Raw genomic sequence first — 19,105 nt, forward strand, 5'->3', positions numbered from 1 at the left:
TCACAGCCATTCGTTCCGGCACGCGTGCAGCGCGAGCTGGAAGCGGCTCGTCGCCCCGGCCAGGCTCATCAGCTCGCTGAGCCGACGGAAGAACGTCCGCTTGCTGATGCCCAGCTCCCGCGCGATCGAGTCGTCGTCGGCGCCGGCCGCCAGCAGGGTCAGCAGCATGCGGTCCCGCGCCCGCAGGCGGTGGGCGTGCGTGCCGCCGCGGATGTCCAGGGGCAGGGCCGAGCGCCACGACAGCTCGAACAACCCCTCCAACGCCCGGAACAGGCTGCACGGCCGCACGACGAGCAACGAGTCGTTCCGCTCGGTGTCGTCGATCGTGAACGACACGAGGGCCACGGCGCGGTCCACGATCGTGAGCTTGACCGGCACGCGCGGCAACGTGCGTGCCCGCTCACCCGCCCGCATGCAGGGAATGATGTTCTCCTGAAGGTAGCGCGGCCGGCGCAGCGAGCTGCGCGAGTACACGACGCGGTAGGAGATGCCCTCGCGGAGGTGCCGCTCCTCCTCCTCGTTCCGCAGCACGGTGTAGAAGTGCGGTGGCGAGTCCAGCCGCCGGACCTCCTCGCGCGGTGTGTCGCGCATGAGCTGGTGGATGCGGTCGGGGATCGCCGAGCCCGTCACGACCTCGACCAGGTCCTCCGCGCTCCGCGTGTGCCAGTGCCGCCGGAACGCCTCGTACGCCTGGAGCGTCGCCACCCTGGCCTGGTGCAGCTCGGCCTGCCGGCGCAGCGCGAGCAGGTCGAGACCCGTGGTCGGGGGCACCGGCACGTACCGGGGCTCCGCGTCCCCGCTGGGAGCGACCAGCCCCACCTCCAGCAGCTCGGCCATGCCCGCCCCGTCCTGCGCGGAGCCGGGAACGGCGGTGGCCACCTGGTCGACGGTCATCGGCCCTGAGGACAGCAGGGCCTCGTAGGTGGCGACCGCCCTCATGCCGAGACCGAGTCGGCGCAGGTGGTCGGCCAGGTCAGAGGCGTGCATGCGCGTATGTTCGGGAGTTGGCGACGCGCCGACCACCTCCCTTGGTAGGGACTGACCGGCGGAATCCGTGATCCTGGCGGCTTCCCGCGTGGGGCGGCGGCGCGATGCGGACAAACGGCCCAACATGTCGTGGTCGCGACGACGCCGGTGGCGCTCACCGGGCTGGCCGGCTTCCGGGTCCGCGTTTCGCTTGCGGTAGCCCATCTTCCTGAACGATCCCTTGCGCGGCGATGGCCATCCGCCAACCTCATACATCGTCGTGCCAGTGGCACGATGGTGACGCCCTCGGACACGCAGGTGGTGCATGATCCTGCGACGAACCACCCGCCACGTGTCGATCCCGCGGGCAACCCGGGGGACCGCCGGCGCGTTCCACGTGCTTCTCACCGGCCTCCGCGCGGTCTCCGCGCGATGCGGGGCGGTCGGGTGCGCCTGACGCGGCGAGCGGGCGCCCGGAGTCTGTCCTGGGAACGTCAGTCCGCGGGAGACCCGGGGTGCGGTGTGGTCGCATGTCCGAGGAAACGAGGAGGTCCACGATGTTCCGAGTGCGGGCCATGGCTGCCGGCGTGCTGCTCACGGCCCTGGCCGTGTCGACGGCCACGGCGACGACCGCCCACGCGGCAGGGGAGAGCCTGCCCAGCTACGAGCAGTGGCAGAGCGACGTGCGGAGGTCGTTGGAGGGCGTGGACCAGTACCTCGACGGCGCGCGCGGGCAGGGCGCCGCGATCGTGCTGGACATCGACAACACCGCGTTGGAGACCGAGTATCACCGGGGCCGCGCCAACAGGCCGGTGCTCGACGCCGAGCGCCACGCGAAGCGGCTGGGGATGACCGTGCTCATCGTCTCCGCCCGCAGGGTCGGCCACGAACAGAGCGCGCTCGACGAGCTGCGGCGTGCCGGGTACGAGCCGGACAAGATCTGCCTGAAGAGGAGCGGGGAACACAACGCGGAGGGGAAGCTCCGCTGCCGCAAGCAGTTCACACAGCAGGGCTACCGGATCACCGCCAACATCGGGAACCGGGACACCGACTTCCAGGGCGGGTACTACGACCGGAAGTTCAAGCTTCCCGACTACGGCGGGCAACTGAGCTGAACTGTGGAGGCGGCCGGGGATGTGTCGGCTCACCTGAGCCCCAGCCCTGGGCAGCCGAACCTGGTTGAGGGGAAGCCGTTGCCCACGGTCAGCTCCCGCACAACATGACCACAGTGGACAGATGTTGGCCTGGTGTCCGTGATCCGTCGCGTGGCGGTCCTTCGGGTGTGGTTTGTTCCGTCAGTGATGGAACCGGGGGTCGGGTGCGGGTGTCGGTCATGATCGGACGGGATGCCGTCCGCGAGCCGTCGACGCCCTGCGTCTTCCGCCGACGGCGAGCGGACTCCTGACCCACCCGAGAGGGCCGGGTGGGTCAGGACCCCGGCCTCGACGGAGATCCGCCGCCCCGGCGAGTCGGACTGCTGAATCCTCACCCGTCCCCGTTCCGACAGGGTGCGGCGGACGAGGAATGTCCACAGAAGCCAGTCCACTTAGGGCTTTCGGCTCGGGTTCGGGTGACGCGCTCGGGCTCGGGCGGAAGACGCGGAACCAGCTCGGCTCCTGCCACCGCACTCCGTCCAGGCGTGCGCCGTTGGCGCTGAGGAAATCGAGGGCGGACCGGCGCACGTCGGCGAGGGGGATCTCGGCGCTGACGGGACGCCGCGCAGGTGCCCCATGGAGTGGTAGGCCACGTGGTCGGCGTGTCGCTGCCGTCGAAGCTGATGGCCGCGCCGGGTGAAGCTGGCCGCGCCGGTGGCCATGCGGTCCGGGAGCGCGTTCAGGTCGGCAGTGGGCCACGGTGATGTGTCGCATCCTCGGGTCGGTCCGGCCCCTGTCCCGCATCAGCGCGGCCAACGGGCGGCGGTAGCTCGGCGCGAAGCTGCTCGAACGCTCGGGACTGGGGGTCGGCTGAGCAGGGTCGGGCGTGCGAGCGGGCGACGGCGGCAACTTGGGACAGGGCCGGGGCGGAGTGGCGGTGGGGTCGGCGTCGAGGCTGTTGAGGTAGTGCTCGGTGCGGTTCTCGGCCTCCGGCACGGCGCGGTAGGTGTCGTCGATGCCCGGTCGGGACTGCGCCACGATTCCTCACGCATGCTGGGCGTCGAGGTCGTGGGCGCCTTGCAGGGCACGGGCCCAGTGCTGATGAGCCTGATCCACAGCCTCACCAGCCTCGTTCAGGTCCTGTCGTGCCTGACGGGTCCTGCCGAGCACAGCGCGCAGCCGCGCGATGACCTCACCCAGCGCTGACACGGTGCACCCCTTCTTGGCTACGACGGGTGATCGCAGCCCGACCTGCGTGACCTGTTGTCCTCAGTCCCGTCCGGGTGCGGCTTGTTCCGTCAGTGACGGAACTGGGGTCGTGTGCGGGTGTCGGTCATGATCCGGGTGGATCAGGACCCCAGCCGGCGGAAACGACCGCGCGGCGTCGAGTCAGGCGCGGAGCAGCTCGCCCAGCCGGTCCAGGAAGACCCGCTGGCCCGTCACGATCCGGTCCCGCGCCGCGTCCAGGTCGAACCACGCCACCCGGTCGACCTCGGGGAAGGACCGGACCCGGCCGGACCCCCTCGGCCACTCCATGTCGAACGTCCCGGGGACGACCTCGGCCGGGTCGAGGTCGCCCTCCAGCGCCCACGCCGTCACGACCTTGCCGCCGGACTGCCGAGTCGTGCCCAGCGGGAGCAGCTCGCCGGCCGGCGTGGGCAGGCCCAGCTCCTCCTGGAACTCCCGCCGGGCGGCGGCCTCGGGTTCCTCGTCCGAGGTGTACTCGCCCTTGGGCAGCGACCAGGCGCCCGCGTCCCGCCTCGCCCAGAACGGCCCGCCCATGTGGCCGAGCAGCACCTCCGGGCTCCCGCCGGTCCGGCGGAACAACAGGATTCCCGCGCTGTGTCTCGTCGTCACGCCCCGAAGTCTGCCCGTCCCCGGCGATCCGGCGTGCGCGCCCACCGCGACGAGGTGTTCCGCCGTCATCCCCGAGGTGCCGCCGAACTGACGTCCCGCATTGATGATCACCTTTGTTGGGCTCTCCGTCACACGAAGATCGGCGTCACCGGAACGAGGAGATCGTGACGGTCGGTTGAACATTCTGCTCGATCTGATGAGGCACGACGCCCGGTCGAGGCATGTTCGGGCCTCTGGAGGCCGAAGTACGGTGGATGAGCCACATCGCCTCGGCTGTGGGGGAGCGGGTCGTGCGGTGATCACTCCTCCACGGGTGCGCGGGGCGAGGTGAGCAGTGCGGATGAACCAGCCCGACCGTCGGCGGCGCGTCGCGAGGACGCTCGTGCGCGACCTCGCCGGGCACGCGCTCACGGCCTCGCGTGATCGAGGCCCCGCCGCGCACGGTCGGTCCTCGCGCTGTCCCGTCCTTCTGTCCGGAAAGCCTCCACCCGGGACCGGGGGAAGAACGAGTCCGACCGCGACGAGGAGGGTTCACGATGATGGGTCAGGACGGGGAGGACCGCGCTCCCGGCGCGGTGCGGGAGACGTTGGCGGAGTGTCACCGTCGGATCGCGGAGATCGACGAGGAGCTGTCCCGACTCGTCCACCGCCGCGAGAAGATCGTGGACGGGGTCCGCGCGGCCCTGCTCGAACGACTGCCGACCGAGGGCGGCCACGGCGACCAGGACGGCGGCGGCACCGGCGGCACCCGGCCCAGGGCCGCCGGGCGCGGCCGGAGGGGGACCGCACCTGACCGGCACCCGGCCTTCGACCCGGCGGCCGAGCCGTCGCCTCAGGTGACCAGGGAGGTCCAGGCCCTGCACGACCGGCTACGCGGCTTCCACGAGGAGATCGAGCGCGTCGACGTGGCCCTCACCCGCCTGGTCCGTCGCCGCAAGGAGCTGGTCACCACCACGCTCATGACGTTGGCGCGCCGGGTGCCCGAGGCGGCCAGGGGGAAGGCCACCGGACTGGAGCCCCGGGTCGCGATGGCCCTGGCCCCCTGGTGACCCCGGTCCTCCCGCGGCCACGCGCGTGGCCCGCGACCGGGAGCCGCCACCGAACCTTCGGGAGAGCACCGTGAGGACGGGGTGATGCGTCGCCTGCGGCAGGCCGGGGTCGTGACGGTCGCTTCCCGCCACGCGCGCCGGATCGCGGCCGCGGCCCGTGACCTCGACCCGGCTCCCGATCCCGTGGAACGCTCCCGCGCCGAGTGGGCCGACCTGGCCTCCGCCGTCGCCCCGGCGCTGCCGAGCGGCCTGGTCCGCGCCGTGCGCCAGTTCGGCGTCCGCGGCAGGGCGGGCCGCACGCTGGTGGTGCGGGGGTTGCCCGTGGACGCGGACCTCCAGGCCACGCCCGGTGTCGCGAGCCAGGAGATGGGCGGCGCGGCCCGCCGCGGCGTCCTCACCGCGCTCGCCGTCCTCAACCTGCTCGGCGAGCCGCACCCGGAGCGGGACAGCACGCCGTGGGTCCACCACCTCACCCCGGCGCTGGAGCCGCGGCACGACAGCGGCCCGCACGCGACGACCCCGCTCTGGCGCGTGGAGAACCTCTGGAGCGCCCACCGCTGCCATCACCTCGCGATGCTCTGCCTGCGCGGCCATCCCACGGTGCTCACCGCGTCGGCCGCGGCCCTCGATCTCGATCCGAGGTGGGAGAGGGTGCTGCGCGCCCCCCGGTTCGTCCCCGGCGGGGACGGGTCGGGCGCGAACGGCGACCAGCACCCCGCGCCCGTGTTGTCCGGTCCCGCCGGCGATCCCGAGATCCGGTACCACTCGCTCTTCCTGCGCCCGTACGACCCGGAGGACGTCGACGCGGCGGCGGCCCTGCGCCACCTGACGAACGAACTCACCCGCGTCACGCTCCGGCACGTGCTGGAGCCGGGCGACCTGCTCCTGCTGGACAACCGGCGGACCGTCCACGCCCACCCCGCCGTGTCCATCCACCGCGACGGCGCCGACTGGTGGTTGGCACGCGTCACGGCGTTCACCACGGCCGGCGCGGCCCCACCGGAGATCCCGCCGACGACCGACGCGCGCGAGGTCGCGCCGAAGATCAGACCTCGGATCGCGCCCGAGACCGCACCGAAGATCACACCCGGGACCACCCCCGAGATCGCGCCGGAGATCGCGCCGCGGGCCACGCCAAAGACCCGGCCGAAGATCAGGCCTGTTTCACGGCGGGGAACCGTGGCGCCCCCACGAGAAACGCCGACAGCACCGGTTTCGGTCCCCAGCTCCCCGGGACCTCCGGTGGTGCGGGAACCCTCTCGGCCTCCTGGCAACCCCGCGCCGACCATCGTCGCCCCGGCCCCGGCCCGGCGTCCCGACCTGGGCGTCATGCGACCCGCGTGCTCCCACGACGAGTTCTCCCCGCTGGTGGAGGTCGTCGTGGGCACGGCGGCGAACGCTCGCCTCCCCAACCTGGTCCGGGACCCGTCCGCGTGGCTCGGCCTCTATCCCGAGCTGACCGCGCGCGAACTGGAGCGGATCCAGGTGGGCAGGTTTCCCCCACGCGTGGTGGAGGAGAGCGAGGAGGACCTCGACACGCTGGCGCGGATGCTGTGGGAGCTGGGGGTGGTGGTGCATCGCCCCGTGCCCGTCGACCACGAACTGGGGTTCGTCACCCCGCACTGGGGCGCGTCCGGCTTCCACTCCTACTGCCCCAGGGACCTGACCCTCGTCCTCGGCACGACGATCATCGAGACCCCCAGCCTGATGCGGGCCCGGTACCACGAGCTGGCCGGCCTGCGCCCGTTGTTCCGGCGCTACATGGAGGCGGGGTCGACCTGGATCGCCGCCCCCCGACCGGAACTGCGCAACGAACTGTTCGGAGTGGACGGTCGGGGACGGCCGACGCTGGGCGAGGCCGAGCCGGTGTTCGACGCCGCCAACGTGTTGCGCTGCGGCCGCGACCTGTTCTACCAGGTGTCCGTGTCGGGGAACGAGGCCGGATTCCGCTGGTTGCGGGCGGTCGCGGCGCTGCTGGGGGACTACCGGGTGCACCCCCTGCGTGGCCTCTACCCCTACACCCACATCGACACGACGCTGATGCTCGTCCGGCCCGGCCTGGTGGTGGCCAATCCGGCCTACGTCTCCGAGCGCACCCTGCCCGCGCCGTTGCGGCGCTGGGACGTCCTGTGGTGCCCGCCGCCGGTCGAGGCGGCCCGACCCGCGACGCCGTGGCCGACCACCTCGCCGTGGATCGGGATGAACCTGTTGATGGTCGCCCCGGACCTGGCGATCGTCGACGCCGCGCAACACAAGCTCATCCGCCTGCTGGAACGCCGCGGTGTTCACGTGCTGCCGCACACCCTCCGGCACGCCCGGGTCCTCGGCGGGGGACACCACTGCGTCACGCTCGACACGGTCCGGGCGGGCGACCTCAACGACTACTGCTCCTGATCGCGGACCAGAGGCACGGCGGTCCGGTGTCTGTTGTTCCGAGTCTGGTGCTGGTTGGTGCGGCCTCGGGTGCGCTGGCCGGGGCGGTTCCCTCAGCGCCGCGTCGTGGAGCGCGCGTCGAAGGCGGCGCGGGAGGACTCGATGTGGTCGATGTGGTCCCGGGTCCACGCGCAGATCGCGGTGACCGTCTCCAGAAGTCGGTGCCCCGGCGGGGTGAGGGTGTCGTCGACGCTGGGCGGGGAGGTCGGGTGCACCCGGCGAACCACCAGGCCGTCACGTTCCAGGCCGCGCAGGGTCTGGGTGAGCATCTTGTGGCTCACGCCCTCGATCCGGCCGTGCAGGTCGCTGAAGCGCAGGGTGCCCCCGCCCAGCGCGGAGATGATCAGCAGCGCCGACTTGTCCGCGATGCGGTTGATCACCTGTCGGGCGACCGTGTTGGCGCGCATCACGTCGGCCCGCTCGTCCAGCGCGCCGGCCTGGTCACTCACCTCGGGGTGCCCCTCGCACGGAGAAGTGCGTTCTTCCTGGTCAGCGCCCACCTTCTTCCGGTCGGGAGGCCCCGAGCAAGACCGGTCCCCGAGCAGGACCGGACTGGGAACTGGGCAGCCAGGACACACGAGACAGGGGAGGAGCACCACCGTGCGAGCGCTGCTGCCCGCCGAACAGAGCACCGGACAGAACACCGAGCAGTTCACTGACCGGCCAGCCGTCCCGGCGGCGCTCGTCGTCGAGGCCGAGATCCCCGCACCGGAGCCCTCGTCTGACCAGGCCCTGGTGAAGGTCGAGGCGTTCTCGCTCAACCGCACCGACCTGCTGTACCTCACCAGCGCCCGGGAGCTGCGCCCCCAGTCCCGACTGGCGTCCCGGCGACGACCTCGCGGGCACCGTCGTGCGCGCGGCGGCCGACGGCAGCGGACCTCGGGTCGGGGAACGCGTCGGACCGCTGTTCGGGCAACGGGTGTTGCTGACCGGGGCCACGGGCGGGGTCGGGCACTACGTGGTGGACTCGCCGCGTCGGCCGGGGCGGAGCTGACCGCCGTCGCCGCGCCGCACGAGCCGTGGCAGCGCCTTCCCGAGCTGGGCGCGGTCGCCGTGATCCACGACGTCGCCGACGCGGAGCGGCCGTTCGACGTGGTCCTGGAGTCGATCGGGGGCGCCCACCTGTCGACGGCCGTCAGCAGGGCGCGCAGGGATGGTCTCGTCCTATGGTTCGGCCAGGCGTCGGGCCAGCCGGTGACGCTCGACTTCTTCGACTACGTCGCCGGTTTCGAGTCGGTGTCGCTGCGCCGGTTCACCGTCTACGACAGCGCCGCGAGCTGGGGCGCCGACCTGGCCGCCCTGGTCAGGCTGACCGCCGCCGGCCGCCTGCGGCCGCAGATCGACCACCGGCGGCCCTGGACCGAGGTTGGCGACGCCCTCGCGCTGTTGGCCGGCCGCCGGCTGCGCGGCAAGGCCGTCTTCCACCTCGGCAACTGACCGGCTCGGGGAGCTGTCCTTTGTGGACGGATCTCCCCTCGATGGCTGCTGTCTCACCGCCAGCCGGGAGGCGTCTCCGGGTGTGGCAGCACCATGACGGTGATGTCGTCGTTGCTGTGTTGCCGACCGGCCTTCACGAGCTGCTGCGCGCACATCTCGGGATCGCAGGCGTGGGCGGCGAGGATGCCGGTCATCTCGGTCGCGGGGAGCCGGTGCAGCCCGTCGGAGGCCAACACCAGCATGTCGCTCTGGGCCTCCATGGCCCACACGCCGTAGACGGGGACCCGAGCGAGGCTGTGCATGAGCTGGTGGTCGGCACGGCGGGCCTCCTCTTCGGCGGCGCCCTTCACGCGGAGCAGGTGGCCCCGCGTGTGCGGGTTGGTCACCCGCTTGACCTGGCCGTCGGTGGCGGCGTAGGCGACGCTGTCGCCAGCCCACGCGACCAGCCACCGGCGGCCGGGCCGGGTCGCCGCCACCACGATCGCCCCGTCCGGGGTGGGCAGCTCGTTCTCCGCGTCGGCGCACAGCTCGGAGGCGGCCACGATGCCCAGCACGGGGGTGCGCCGCGCGGCGACCCGGACGGCGGTGGTGGCGGCGAGCCCGGCGAGGTCCGCGACCTCGGCGGTGGAGCCCGTCCCGTCGACGATGGCGGCGGCCAGCCGGCCACCGTGGACGTGGTGGGCGGCCGCGTCGGCGTTGAGCGGGCGTTTCGGTCCCTTCTCGGTCGCGTGGCCGACGACGAGGTCAGAGGCGGTCGTTGTCATGGGGACGCTTCCTACCGGATGCTCCGGCCGATCCGAGAAGGACCCGCGTTCCCACCGCGCCAATCAGTCCAACGGGTGACATCGGCGGGTCAGCCTTGCTCCCCGCGTTGTTGTTCCCCGCACTGTCGGCGTTCTCGGTTCCGGGAACACCACGGAACGGCCGCCAACGCCGAGGAGGTGGCCGGGATCGTGCGGCTGCCGCCCTCGCGGCCCGTCCCCGCCAGCACACCGCCCGATCGCCTCAGTGATTCCGGCCCGCCTCGCGGCTACGCTCGGTGACTTGGTGGCGGGCGGGACTGGCTGGTGGAGGGGGGATGCGGCTCCTGGTGACCGGCGGCGCAGTGGGGCCATGGGCGCCTCCCAGGCCGCCGCTTCCTCAGGGGTGGGGTGGTGCAGCACCCGGAGGTTCGGCATCAGGATCCGAGGGTCCACAGTGGACTGCTTTCTGCGGAAAATCTTCCGGAGTTTCTCACGGATGAGACATGTTCTGACAGGGGGCAGGAAAGGGCTCTGAACAGAATGAGTCAACGGCCGGTGGGCTCGACCTAGGCTGACTCCTCGGCAGCAGCCGAGGGCGGAGCCTTCGGCCCCACCCTCGGCCGGAAACGATCAAGCGTGACCATCGGGCAGGTCAGGCGTCGGTGATCGGATCACAGCTCCATCGGCTGCCAGCGCACGACTGTGGGCCGGAGGCCGGTCACGCGGTACTCGTCCAGTGCCGCCACCACGAGTTCGGCGGTCACCTCGGCGCGGTGCGGGAAGTCCACCTCGAACCACACCGGAGGCTCGCGCTCCTCTCCCTCGTCCTCGCTGAGAGTGTACCAGGCGCCGTCCTCGTCGGTGTAGAACATCGCCGCGCGGCCGTCGCGCACTCCGAACACCACCTCGGAGAACCTCTCCGTGTCGGCGTGATGGACGGTTGCGCCGTCAACTCGCGGATCGTCCAGCAGCCGCACGATCCCGGCCAACTCCTCGGTGTTGGCGGCCGTCCCGTGGTGTTCCCGCCACTGGTCGTTCTCGACGGTCCGCCACATCACCTCGATCGTCATGAGTCCTCGTCCCCGGTGTGGGTCCAACGGTTTCCGTTCCGTTCCACCACGGTCAGCCTCGTCCGCGGGTGGCAGGAACCGTGACAGCTTGGCCGCACAGGTCCACTCGCCGGGGGTCGCCGTTCCGCAGACCGGTCGATCACGATCCTGGCATCGCGGATCTTCTCAGCTCGCATGCACATGGGAAACTTGATCTCGATGTGTCCGGCCAAGCCCAGCACCGTCTGCCCCCTGACCATTCCAGTCTCCCGGGCGAACAGGGCGGCGGCCCTGAACCAGATGTCTCCGACCCCGCTACGCAGCTCATGTGTGGTTCTGTTCGCGGCGCGCCATTTCCCGGCGGCCTGGGGCCCGGCGCGTGCAGGCGGGAGTTCGGTGCGAACACGCTCGACCCACGCCTCCAAGCTGCTGACTGACCCCAAGCACTTCTTCCGTTCGTTCACCGTTAAGGAGCTCGGCCGACTCATGTCCGCCCGTCCGACCACCCCCTGCCCCCCGTGCTCACGAGATGGGCATCTACAAGCGCTACTTCGATCTCATCGCCACCGGGCGCAAGACCACCGAGATCCGAGTCAACGATTCCAGCCGGAAGAAGATCGAAGTAGGATCGCTGATCCGGTTTCGGTGCCAAGGTGACGAGGTGTTGACCCGCGTGACCAGGGTGGCCCGGTACACCTCCTTCGAGGAGATGTTCGAGCACGAGTCCGTGGCGTCGGTGAACCCGTTGGCGACCCGCGACGAACAGCTCGCCAACATCCGGCAGATCTACCCGCCCGAGCGGGAAGCCCTGGGCGTGGTCGCCATCGGCATCGAGCTGGTCGATCCACCCCGCCCAGCCTGACCCGTCGATCGCGCGGTCGGTTGGCTTTCCACACGTCGATTCGGCAGGCTCGTAGATTTCGCAGCGTCCATAGAACGGGCCTGCAATGGTCGCGCTGGGAGAGGTACTTGCCGATGGCGGACCGCCACCTGATCGACGTTCATGTGCTCCTCGTGCGTGGCGGACAGGTGCTGCTCACCCGGCGACGTGACACCAACCCGCTCTTCGACGGGCTTTGGCACCTGCCCTCGGGCAAGCTCGACGCGGGCGAGTCCGTCCTGCACGCCGCCGTCAGGGAAGCCGAGGAGGAGGTCGGCGTCCTCATCGAACCGGACGACCTGCGGCACGTGCACACGCTGCACGTCACCGGCTCTGGCTCCGAGCCCCGCCTCGGGTTGTTCTTCGAGGCCCGCCGCTGGGTTGGTGAGCCCACCAACCGCGAGCCCGACAAGTGCTCCGCCGTGTCCTGGTTCTCCCTCGATTCCCTACCCGAGAAGCTCATCGAGTACCCGGCCGTGGGCATCCGCGCCTACCTCACCGGCGTTCCGTTCGGTGTCCACGGCTGGACCCCACGGCCCGTCCCCACCAGCACACCGCCCGATCGCCTCAGTGATTCCGGCCGGCCTCGCGGCTACGCTCGGTGACTTGGTGGCGGGCGGGACTGGCTGGTGGAGGGCGGAATGCGGCTCCTGGTGACCGGTGGCGCGGGGTACGTCGGCAGCGTGGTGGCACACCAACTCCTCAGCGCCGGGCACCAGGTCGTGGTGCTGGACGACCTGTCCAGCGGCTACCCCGAGGCCGTGCCGGACGGCGCCGACCTGGTGGTGGGCGGGATGGCCGAGGCGGCCCGGCTGTTCGCCGAACGGGGGCCGTTCGACGGCGTCGTGCACCTCGCCGCGCGGTCGTTGATCGACGACTCGGTGCGCCACCCGGAGCGGTACTGGCACGGCAACACCGTGCAGACCCTGGCGTTGCTGGACGCGATGCGAGAGGCCGGCGTCCCGCGCATCGTCGTCTCCTCGACCGCCGCCACCTACGGGCAGCCGTCGGAGATCCCCATCTCCGAGACCAGCCCGACCGTGCCGACCAACCCGTACGGCGACTCCAAGCTCGCGGTCGACCTGATGCTGGCCGGCTACGCCCGCGCCCACGGCATCGCCGCGATCAGCCTGCGCTACTTCAACGTGGCCGGCGCGGTGGGCCGGCATGGCGAGCGGCACGACCCGGAGACCCACGTGATCCCGTTGGCGCTGCGGTCGAGCCTTGGCGAGGGGCCGGACTTCTTCCCGGTCTTCGGCGCCGACTACCCGACTCCGGACGGGACCTGCGTGCGCGACTTCGTGCACGTCGCCGACATCGCGAACGCCCACCTCGCCGCCCTCGACCGCGCGAGGTCCGGCGAGCACCGCGTCTACAACCTGGGCAACGGCAAGGGGTTCTCGGTGCTGGAGGTGCTGGACGCGGTCGCCGCGGTGACCGGCCGCCCCGTCCCGCGGCGTCCCGCGGACCGCCGCCCCGGCGACCCCGCCGTCCTGGTGGCGTCGGGGGAGCGCGCCAGGAGGGAACTGGGCTGGCGGCCGGCGCGGCCGACGCTGGAGGAGATGATCAGCGACGCGTACCGGTTCCACCGGGACGCCCGCTGACGCCCCACAGCAGCTCGGCCAGCTCGTCCAGGTCCTCGATCCCGCCCAGGTCGTGCGGCACCATCTCCAGCACGTCGAAGTCGTGCAGGAACGTGAACACCAGCATCTCGCGGGCGAACGTCGGCGTGGCCGGCCAGTCCGCGCCGGCCAGGGTGGCCGCCAGCAGCTCCCGGTCGGCCCGGTAGGCGTTCAGGTGCAGTTGCACGAGGCTGTAGCGGGGGTCGCCGGCGTAGGTGTCGGTGAAGTCGATCAAACCGGTCACCTCGCCGCGCTCGCTGTCCACGAACACGTTCGTGCCGTGCAGGTCCCCGTGCACGAACACGGGTTTGCGCCCGGCCAGCAGCGAGTCCACGTCCGGCAGGAAGTCCTCGACCTGGTCGAGCAGCTTCGGCGACAGGTAACCCCACTCGCGGTGGTCGGCCACCGTGGCGGCCCTGCGCTCCCGCAGCACCTCGGCGAACGCGTCCGCCCGCGCGGGCAGCATCTCCGTGCCGTCGAGGGGAAGATCGTGCAGTTGGCGCACGAGCTGACCGATCCGGTGCGCCAGCGCCACACGCCGCTGACTGTCCATTGAGGACTCGGCATCGCGCCAGGTCCTGCCCTCCGCCCTGGCCATCACCAGGAACGGCCAGTGCCACCCCGGCCCGTCCGGCCGCAGCTCGCCCCGCCCCAGCAGTCGGGGCACCGGGAGGTCGTGCCCGGCGAGCAGGTCGAAGGCCGCGCGCTCCGACTCGTAGCTGTCCGGCCCGCACCAGTATTCGCCGTACAGCTTGACGACCAGGCCGCTGTCGCTGACCAGGACCGGGTAGGTGCTCTCGCCGGGCACCCACAGGGACCGCGGCTGGGGCAGGCCCAGGCCGTCCAGGGCCGCGCGCACCCACGGCTCCCAGAACGCCCCGTCGTTGCGTCGGGCCGCGTAACTCTCGTCCGACGTGATCTCATCGAGGTCCGGGAGCACCGGGTCAGGATAGCCACTCGGTCGTCGGCTCCCGACGGCCGGCCGGGTGGGGTCATGGGCGCTTCCACCTGCGTGGCGCGGTCATTCGGCCGATCGGGTGGAGCGCGTTCTGGTCGCGCCACAGCCCCGATCTCGCCGCCCGGGCCTCACCATCCCGACCGCATCGCCTCGACGACGTCGCTTCGACCTCATTGTCCACAGAGGACACGGCAGTCCCGTCCCGTCCTGTCCTCGCTCGCCCCGAGTATAGGTTCAAATAGACAGGTTGAGATTGACATGTCTATCAGGAAGTGTCAGTCTCGTCATATGAGCGACGTCGACGTGTTGATCGTGGGAGCCGGTCCCACCGGGCTGACCCTGGCGTGCGACCTGCTCCGGAGGGGCGTCGCCTGTCGGGTCGTCGACCGGGCGTCCGGCCCGGCGCAGGGGTCCCGGGGGTTCACCCTCAAGCCCCGGACCATGGAGGTGTTCCATGATCTCGGCGTCGCCGGCCGGTTCCTGGAGTGGGGCGAGGTCGACAACCGCACGAGGCTCCACCTCGGCCAGCCGCTGCTGTTTGACCTGCGGGTTCCGGCTGACAAGCCCACGGCGCGCCGCCCCTACCCGAACTCCGTTGGGCTGCCGCAGTGGCGGACCGAGGCGATCCTGCGCGACCGGCTCGCCGAGCTGGGCGGCGCGGTGGAGTTCGGCGTCGAGGCGACGGCCTTCCAGGCCGACGACGACGGCGTGACCGTGTTCCTCCGCCACACCGACCCCGGCCAGACCGCCGGGCCGGCGGCCGAGGCGCCCACCGAGACCGTCCGCGCCCGCTACCTCGTCGGCGCGGACGGTGGGCGCAGCTTCGTGCGCCGTCGGCTCGGCCTCCCCTTCCGGGGCACCACGCAGGAGGAGGCCAGGGCGATCCTCGCCGACCTGCCCGTGCGTGGGCTCGCCGAGGACGACGCCGTCCACCTCTGGCTGGGCGACCTTGGGTTGCTCGTCCTCCGGCCCCTCCCGCACGCGGACGTCTGGCAGGTGGTGGCCTCGCTGCACCGGGACGCTGAGGGCAACTGGCCCGAGGCGTCGTTGGCGACGCTCCGCGCCGCCGTGGTCGAGCGGACCGGGCGCGAGGACATCGAGCTGGGGGAGCCCGCGTGGCTCTCGGTGTGGCGCTACAACCTGCGGATGGTGGACCGCTTCCGCGTGGGCCGGGTCGTCCTGGCCGGCGACGCCGCCCACGTCCACAGCCCGTTCGGCGCGTTCGGCATGAACACCGGCATCCAGGACGCCTACAACCTCGGGTGGAAGCTCGCCATGGTGCTCAGGGGCGTCGCCGAGGAGACCCTGCTGGACACCTACGAGGCTGAGCGGCTCCCCGTCGCCCGCGCCGTGCTCGCGGAGAGCGACCGGCAGTTCTCCTCGGCGACGCCGCCCGCGCCGCTGCGCCCCCTGCTCCGCTTCGTGGTCAAGCCGTACTTCGCCCGGCAGCGCCGCCGGCACCGCGAGGACCGTCCCCAGTACCGGGACAGCTCGCTCAGCATGCACCTCGGTGGCGGTCGCGCCCGTCTTCGCGCCGGGGACGTCGCGCCTGGTGGGGTGGGGCGGGTTCCCGGGCGGCGTCGGCCCGTCTCCCTGCTCGACCTGTTCCGGGGCGCGCACTTCACGGTTCTCGCCTTCGGTTCCCGCGCTGTCGAGGCCGCCCGGCGTGCCCTGCGTGGCCACGAAGACCTGTTCCACCTGCATGGTGTGACGTCCACAGTGGAGGGTGCTGTCGCCGGTGTGGAGACGGTCGCGGACACCAGCGGCGGGATCCGGCGGGCCTACGGTGCTCGCGAGGGGAGCGTCGTCCTGGTCCGGCCGGACGGCCACATCGGACTCATCGCCCACGAGGACCAGGAATCCGCGTTGCGGGAGTACCTCCGCCGTCTCCGTCTGCGTCCGGCGGACACCTCGTGCCAGTCGAAGCCGCGTCCGTCGAGGTGACCAAGGACGCGGGGAGCTGAGCCGCCCGACAGGTCAGGTCAGGTCGAGTCGGACCAGCGGAATGCGACGGCCGATGTCCTCTGGAAGGGGGTCATCGGCCGTCAGCTCGGTCAGTCCGAACACCGACGCGACGATCCGGGCCTGCCCTGGGTGCGCGCGGCGGTACTCCTCCAGCAGCCGTCGTGACTCGTCGGGGTCGAGGACGCGCGCCCGCGCGGGCACACCCCGCATCCGGCCCCACCACAGCCGAACGCGGGGTTCGGCCCGCACATTGCGGAGCCACTGCGAGGCGCGGCCGTAACCGGAGGCGACCACGACCCCGGTGCGCTCGCGGAGAAGGACCTCCAGCACGACGAGGCGCGCTCGCCGGCTGACTCGGCCGACGTGTTCGACCATCACCAGCCGCCGGCCGAAGACCATTCCGAGCCCGGCGCGGAACACCGGGATCGGCGCACGAGCCAACCACCGAGGGATGCGCCCCACGCCGCGAGGGTAGCCCGCGAAACGATCTTCACCTGTTCGGACCTATGGTAACTGCTCTGATCGCTCTAACGTGAGCGCCGCGCGGAGTAGCCCGGTGACACCGGGTCATGACCCGAGCCGTTTCCCCTCTCGTTCTCCGCCTTGCTGGTACCCCACACGGAAGGCAGAAGCCATGCGCCGAATCCGCAGCTCCCTGCTGGCCGCGGTCGCGTGCCTCGCGACGCTCGCCCTGATCTCCCCGAGCGCGGGGGCGGAACAGCCCGCACTCCACGACAACCTCAAGACCGCGCCCGCGGAGCACACCCTCCACGCCCAGGAGCGCGCCGCCTCGATCGTGCCCGGCGTGCGCTACTACCTGGAGCTGAACCAGGACCCTACGCGCGGTGTCACGTTCGAGCCGTACATGAACTGGGACTACGTCCTGCTCACGAACTCCGCGGGCGCGCACGGCACTCCCGTGATCTTCCACCAGAGGGGCGGCGGCTACGTCGTCCAGTCCACCTCCGCCAACTGGGGTGGCTACACCTACTGGCAGGACGTCGGGAACGGCGTCCGTCTGGCGCCCGAGGGCGAGGCGACGGTCTTCACCGTGCGGTCCGGCAGCCACGGTTTCCTGTTGGAGTCGCACGGGAACTACGCGACCTACCCCGTCGGCGGGAAGGGCTGGCTCCAGTTCTACGCCAGCGTCCTGCCCAACTTCCGGGAGTTCGCCTATTGGCGGGTCGTCCAGGCCTGACCTCCCGAGCCAAGAGTGATCGACGCCGGAGGACTCCCCGTCAACCGCGCCGCCTCCCGCCACCCTCCTGAGCTGGGGGAGGGCGAGCGGTGATCTGGCGGGTCTGACCGCACGACACGACCGTGCCCTGTGGCTGTCCGGAAGCCGTCGGCCACAGGGCACGACGCTGTTCCCGGTCGGTGTCGAGCGTTTCCTGGGCCTTCCCGGGAAGTGGGATCGGAAGACCGGGAAAGGGGGCCGTTGGCGGGTGTTCCTGCCGACGAACGGGTGGATCTCGGCACGGGCGGACGGAGGTGCCTTGCCACCCGCCGTCGCGCGGCTGAAGGCTGGAACGGCGGCGACACCGGAGGCGGGCGCGTCGACAGGGACCCCGGCGGAGCGGTCGCCGCAGGGAGGAATTCATGGGCGAGACGCCGCACGGCACCAGTGACCCCACGTTCTACCGCAGCCCCTCGGAGGCCGTCGCGGCCCCGCCGGAGGAGCTGGCCTACGTCGTGGCCTTCGACCGGTCCGGCGAGCGGCCCGACGCACTGGCCACAGTGGACGCCGACCCGGACTCGGCTGACTACGGCCACGTCGTCGGCTGGGTGGAGATGCCGACGCTCGGCGACGAACTGCACCACTTCGGCTGGAACGCGTGCAGCAGCGCCTTCGCCCACGCCTGCCACGACATCACCGGCCTGCGCCGCCGCTACCTGCTCCTGCCCGGCCTGCGCTCGTCCAACATCCACGTCCTCGACACGCACCCCGACCCGAGGCGCCCGGCCCTCGCCAAGACCATCAGCGCCGAGGAGCTGGCCGAACGCGCCGGCTACTCGCGCCCGCACACGCTGCACTGCGGGCCGACCGGCATCTACCTGTCCTGCCTCGGCGGGGCGAACGGGGCCGAGGGGCCGGGCGGGATCGCGTTGCTCGACCACGACACCTTCGAGGTCCTGCGCGCGTGGGAGACCGACCGCGGCCCGCAGTACCTCGCCTACGACGCCTGGTGGCACCTCAACCAGAACACGCTGGTCACCAGCGAGTGGGGCACGCCGGGGATGATCGAGGACGGGCTGAACCCCGAGCTGCTGCTCGCCAACCAGTACGGGCACGCCCTGCACTTCTGGGACCTGGAGTCGGGGCGGCACCAGCAGCGAGTCGACCTCGGGGAGCAGCACCAGATGGTGTTGGAGCTGCGCCCGGCGCACGACCCCGAGGCGACGTGGGGCTTCGCCGGCGTGGTCGTGTCCACCGAGGACCTGTCGGCCTCGGTGTGGCGGTGGCACCGGGACGGCGACCGCTGGGCGGCGGACAAGGTGATCACCATCCCCGCCGAGCCGGCCGACCCGGAGCTGCTTCCCCCAGCGCTCAAGCCCTTCGGCGCGGTCCCGCCGCTCGTCACCGACATCAACCTCTCCGTCGACGACCGCTTCCTCTACGTCTCCTGCTGGGGAACCGGCGAGCTGAAGCAGTACGACGTGAGCGACCCGGCGTCGCCGCGCGAGGTGGGGTCGGTGCGGCTGGGCGGGATCGTGGGCAGGGCGGCGCACCCGGCCGACCCGGAGCGGCGGCTCGCCGGCGGCCCGCAGATGGTCGAGGTCAGCCGGGACGGCCGGCGGGTCTACGTCACCAACTCGCTCTACGGCTCGTGGGACGACCAGTTCTACCCGGACGGCGTGGGCGCGTGGTTGGCCAAGCTCGACACCGACCCCGACGCGGGCGGCGGCCTGCGGGTGGACGAGCGGTTCTTCCCGCGCGGCGAGGACTTCCGGGGCCTGCGGGTGCACCAGGTCCGATTGCAGGGTGGGGACTCCTCGTCCGACTCCTACTGCTTCCGTCGCTGACGAAAGCGCCCCACCGGAGCACACCGGG

18 protein-coding genes are annotated in these 19,105 nt (G+C 71.6%); 11 read left to right on the forward strand and 7 right to left on the reverse strand.

Annotation, left to right across the window (positions count from 1 at the left end; genetic code table 11):
* Nucleotides 1-987, reverse strand: coding sequence for a helix-turn-helix domain-containing protein (locus tag LX15_RS26725; RefSeq protein WP_253672601.1), 987 nt, complete (start codon nucleotides 985-987; stop codon nucleotides 1-3).
* A gap of 536 nt (nucleotides 988-1,523) precedes the next feature.
* Here LX15_RS26725 and LX15_RS26730 point away from each other — a divergent pair.
* Together LX15_RS26730 and LX15_RS26735 are read left to right on the forward strand one after the other, a co-directional pair.
* Entirely contained in the window at nucleotides 1,524-2,081 is a 558-nt protein-coding gene (locus LX15_RS26730; RefSeq protein ID WP_253672603.1) for an HAD family acid phosphatase, read from the forward strand.
* A gap of 1,029 nt (nucleotides 2,082-3,110) precedes the next feature.
* Nucleotides 3,111-3,266, forward strand: a complete 156-nt coding sequence (locus tag LX15_RS26735; protein ID WP_253672605.1) for a hypothetical protein — start codon at nucleotides 3,111-3,113, stop codon at nucleotides 3,264-3,266.
* 183 nt (nucleotides 3,267-3,449) lie between these two features.
* On the opposite strand, the gene LX15_RS26740 is transcribed toward LX15_RS26735, so the two are convergent.
* Nucleotides 3,450-3,917: an NUDIX hydrolase gene (locus tag LX15_RS26740; protein ID WP_253672607.1), complete on the reverse strand. Its 468-nt coding sequence runs from the start codon at nucleotides 3,915-3,917 to the stop codon at nucleotides 3,450-3,452.
* A gap of 536 nt (nucleotides 3,918-4,453) precedes the next feature.
* Here LX15_RS26740 and LX15_RS26745 point away from each other — a divergent pair.
* Complete coding sequence (locus LX15_RS26745) at nucleotides 4,454-4,966, forward strand: hypothetical protein (RefSeq protein WP_253672609.1); 513 nt, start codon at nucleotides 4,454-4,456, stop codon at nucleotides 4,964-4,966.
* A gap of 84 nt (nucleotides 4,967-5,050) precedes the next feature.
* Nucleotides 5,051-7,360, forward strand: a complete 2,310-nt coding sequence (locus LX15_RS26750; protein WP_253672611.1) for a TauD/TfdA family dioxygenase — start codon at nucleotides 5,051-5,053, stop codon at nucleotides 7,358-7,360.
* Nucleotides 7,361-7,452: 92 nt separating this feature from the next.
* Here the strand turns inward: LX15_RS26750 and LX15_RS26755 are convergent, their stop codons facing one another.
* Entirely contained in the window at nucleotides 7,453-7,848 is a 396-nt protein-coding gene (locus tag LX15_RS26755) for a winged helix-turn-helix transcriptional regulator (RefSeq protein WP_308213527.1), read from the reverse strand.
* 151 nt (nucleotides 7,849-7,999) lie between these two features.
* Between LX15_RS26755 and LX15_RS26760 the strand changes: the two genes are divergently transcribed.
* Nucleotides 8,000-8,836: a zinc-binding dehydrogenase gene (locus LX15_RS26760; RefSeq protein WP_253672613.1), complete on the forward strand. Its 837-nt coding sequence runs from the start codon at nucleotides 8,000-8,002 to the stop codon at nucleotides 8,834-8,836.
* Nucleotides 8,837-8,889: 53 nt separating this feature from the next.
* Here LX15_RS26760 and LX15_RS26765 read toward each other — a convergent pair whose 3' ends face one another.
* A complete protein-coding gene (locus LX15_RS26765; RefSeq protein ID WP_253672615.1) occupies nucleotides 8,890-9,600 on the reverse strand; it encodes a PP2C family protein-serine/threonine phosphatase in 711 nt (236 codons plus the stop codon).
* Between the two features lie 650 nt (nucleotides 9,601-10,250).
* The gene (locus LX15_RS26770; protein WP_253672617.1) at nucleotides 10,251-10,649 is read right to left on the reverse strand and encodes an Imm1 family immunity protein; all 399 of its coding nucleotides are present in this window, start codon (nucleotides 10,647-10,649) and stop codon (nucleotides 10,251-10,253) included.
* Between the two features lie 508 nt (nucleotides 10,650-11,157).
* Here LX15_RS26770 and LX15_RS26775 point away from each other — a divergent pair.
* The 3 genes from LX15_RS26775 (at nucleotide 11,158) to galE (ending at nucleotide 13,112) form a co-directional block, all read left to right on the forward strand.
* Nucleotides 11,158-11,490, forward strand: a complete 333-nt coding sequence (locus LX15_RS26775) for an ASCH domain-containing protein (RefSeq protein WP_253672619.1) — start codon at nucleotides 11,158-11,160, stop codon at nucleotides 11,488-11,490.
* A 113-nt stretch (nucleotides 11,491-11,603) separates the two neighbouring features.
* The gene (locus LX15_RS26780) at nucleotides 11,604-12,113 is read left to right on the forward strand and encodes an NUDIX hydrolase (protein ID WP_253672621.1); all 510 of its coding nucleotides are present in this window, start codon (nucleotides 11,604-11,606) and stop codon (nucleotides 12,111-12,113) included.
* Nucleotides 12,114-12,149: 36 nt separating this feature from the next.
* Nucleotides 12,150-13,112 carry a UDP-glucose 4-epimerase GalE gene (gene galE / locus LX15_RS26785; RefSeq protein WP_253672623.1) on the forward strand — a complete coding sequence of 321 codons (963 nt, stop codon included), beginning with the start codon at nucleotides 12,150-12,152 and terminating at the stop codon, nucleotides 13,110-13,112.
* Here galE and LX15_RS26790 read toward each other — a convergent pair.
* Entirely contained in the window at nucleotides 13,075-14,070 is a 996-nt protein-coding gene (locus tag LX15_RS26790) for a phosphotransferase family protein (protein ID WP_253672625.1), read from the reverse strand. The two genes, galE and LX15_RS26790, sit on opposite strands and share 38 nt — an antisense overlap.
* A gap of 306 nt (nucleotides 14,071-14,376) precedes the next feature.
* On the opposite strand from LX15_RS26790, the gene LX15_RS26795 reads away from it, so the two are divergent.
* A complete protein-coding gene (locus tag LX15_RS26795) occupies nucleotides 14,377-16,032 on the forward strand; it encodes an FAD-dependent monooxygenase (RefSeq protein WP_253672627.1) in 1,656 nt (551 codons plus the stop codon).
* Nucleotides 16,033-16,065: 33 nt separating this feature from the next.
* Here LX15_RS26795 and LX15_RS26800 read toward each other — a convergent pair whose 3' ends face one another.
* Nucleotides 16,066-16,515 carry a nitroreductase family deazaflavin-dependent oxidoreductase gene (locus tag LX15_RS26800; RefSeq protein WP_253672629.1) on the reverse strand — a complete coding sequence of 150 codons (450 nt, stop codon included), beginning with the start codon at nucleotides 16,513-16,515 and terminating at the stop codon, nucleotides 16,066-16,068.
* A gap of 172 nt (nucleotides 16,516-16,687) precedes the next feature.
* On the opposite strand from LX15_RS26800, the gene LX15_RS26805 reads away from it, so the two are divergent.
* Nucleotides 16,688-17,251, forward strand: coding sequence for a hypothetical protein (locus LX15_RS26805; RefSeq protein WP_253672631.1), 564 nt, complete (start codon nucleotides 16,688-16,690; stop codon nucleotides 17,249-17,251).
* A gap of 401 nt (nucleotides 17,252-17,652) precedes the next feature.
* Complete coding sequence (locus LX15_RS26810) at nucleotides 17,653-19,077, forward strand: selenium-binding family protein (protein ID WP_253672633.1); 1,425 nt, start codon at nucleotides 17,653-17,655, stop codon at nucleotides 19,075-19,077.
* Nucleotides 19,078-19,105: the final 28 nt, after the last annotated feature.

It is taken from the genome of Streptoalloteichus tenebrarius, assembly GCF_024171885.1.
In the GTDB taxonomy this organism is placed as follows: Bacteria; Actinomycetota; Actinomycetes; order Mycobacteriales; family Pseudonocardiaceae; genus Streptoalloteichus; species Streptoalloteichus tenebrarius.

Bases quoted from the DNA above. Each gene is read 5' to 3' on its own strand.
- LX15_RS26725 (WP_253672601.1), bottom strand. From the start codon at position 987: ATGCACGCCTCTGACCTGGCCGACCACCTGCGCCGACTCGGTCTCGGC.
- LX15_RS26730 (WP_253672603.1), top strand. From the start codon at position 1,524: ATGTTCCGAGTGCGGGCCATGGCTGCCGGCGTGCTGCTCACGGCCCTG.
- LX15_RS26735 (WP_253672605.1), top strand. From the start codon at position 3,111: ATGCTGGGCGTCGAGGTCGTGGGCGCCTTGCAGGGCACGGGCCCAGTG.
- LX15_RS26745 (WP_253672609.1), top strand. From the start codon at position 4,454: ATGATGGGTCAGGACGGGGAGGACCGCGCTCCCGGCGCGGTGCGGGAG.
- LX15_RS26750 (WP_253672611.1), top strand. From the start codon at position 5,051: ATGCGTCGCCTGCGGCAGGCCGGGGTCGTGACGGTCGCTTCCCGCCAC.
- LX15_RS26765 (WP_253672615.1), bottom strand. From the start codon at position 9,600: ATGACAACGACCGCCTCTGACCTCGTCGTCGGCCACGCGACCGAGAAG.
- LX15_RS26770 (WP_253672617.1), bottom strand. From the start codon at position 10,649: ATGACGATCGAGGTGATGTGGCGGACCGTCGAGAACGACCAGTGGCGG.
- LX15_RS26775 (WP_253672619.1), top strand. From the start codon at position 11,158: ATGGGCATCTACAAGCGCTACTTCGATCTCATCGCCACCGGGCGCAAG.
- LX15_RS26780 (WP_253672621.1), top strand. From the start codon at position 11,604: ATGGCGGACCGCCACCTGATCGACGTTCATGTGCTCCTCGTGCGTGGC.
- galE (WP_253672623.1), top strand. From the start codon at position 12,150: ATGCGGCTCCTGGTGACCGGTGGCGCGGGGTACGTCGGCAGCGTGGTG.
- LX15_RS26795 (WP_253672627.1), top strand. From the start codon at position 14,377: ATGAGCGACGTCGACGTGTTGATCGTGGGAGCCGGTCCCACCGGGCTG.
- LX15_RS26805 (WP_253672631.1), top strand. From the start codon at position 16,688: ATGCGCCGAATCCGCAGCTCCCTGCTGGCCGCGGTCGCGTGCCTCGCG.
- LX15_RS26810 (WP_253672633.1), top strand. From the start codon at position 17,653: ATGGGCGAGACGCCGCACGGCACCAGTGACCCCACGTTCTACCGCAGC.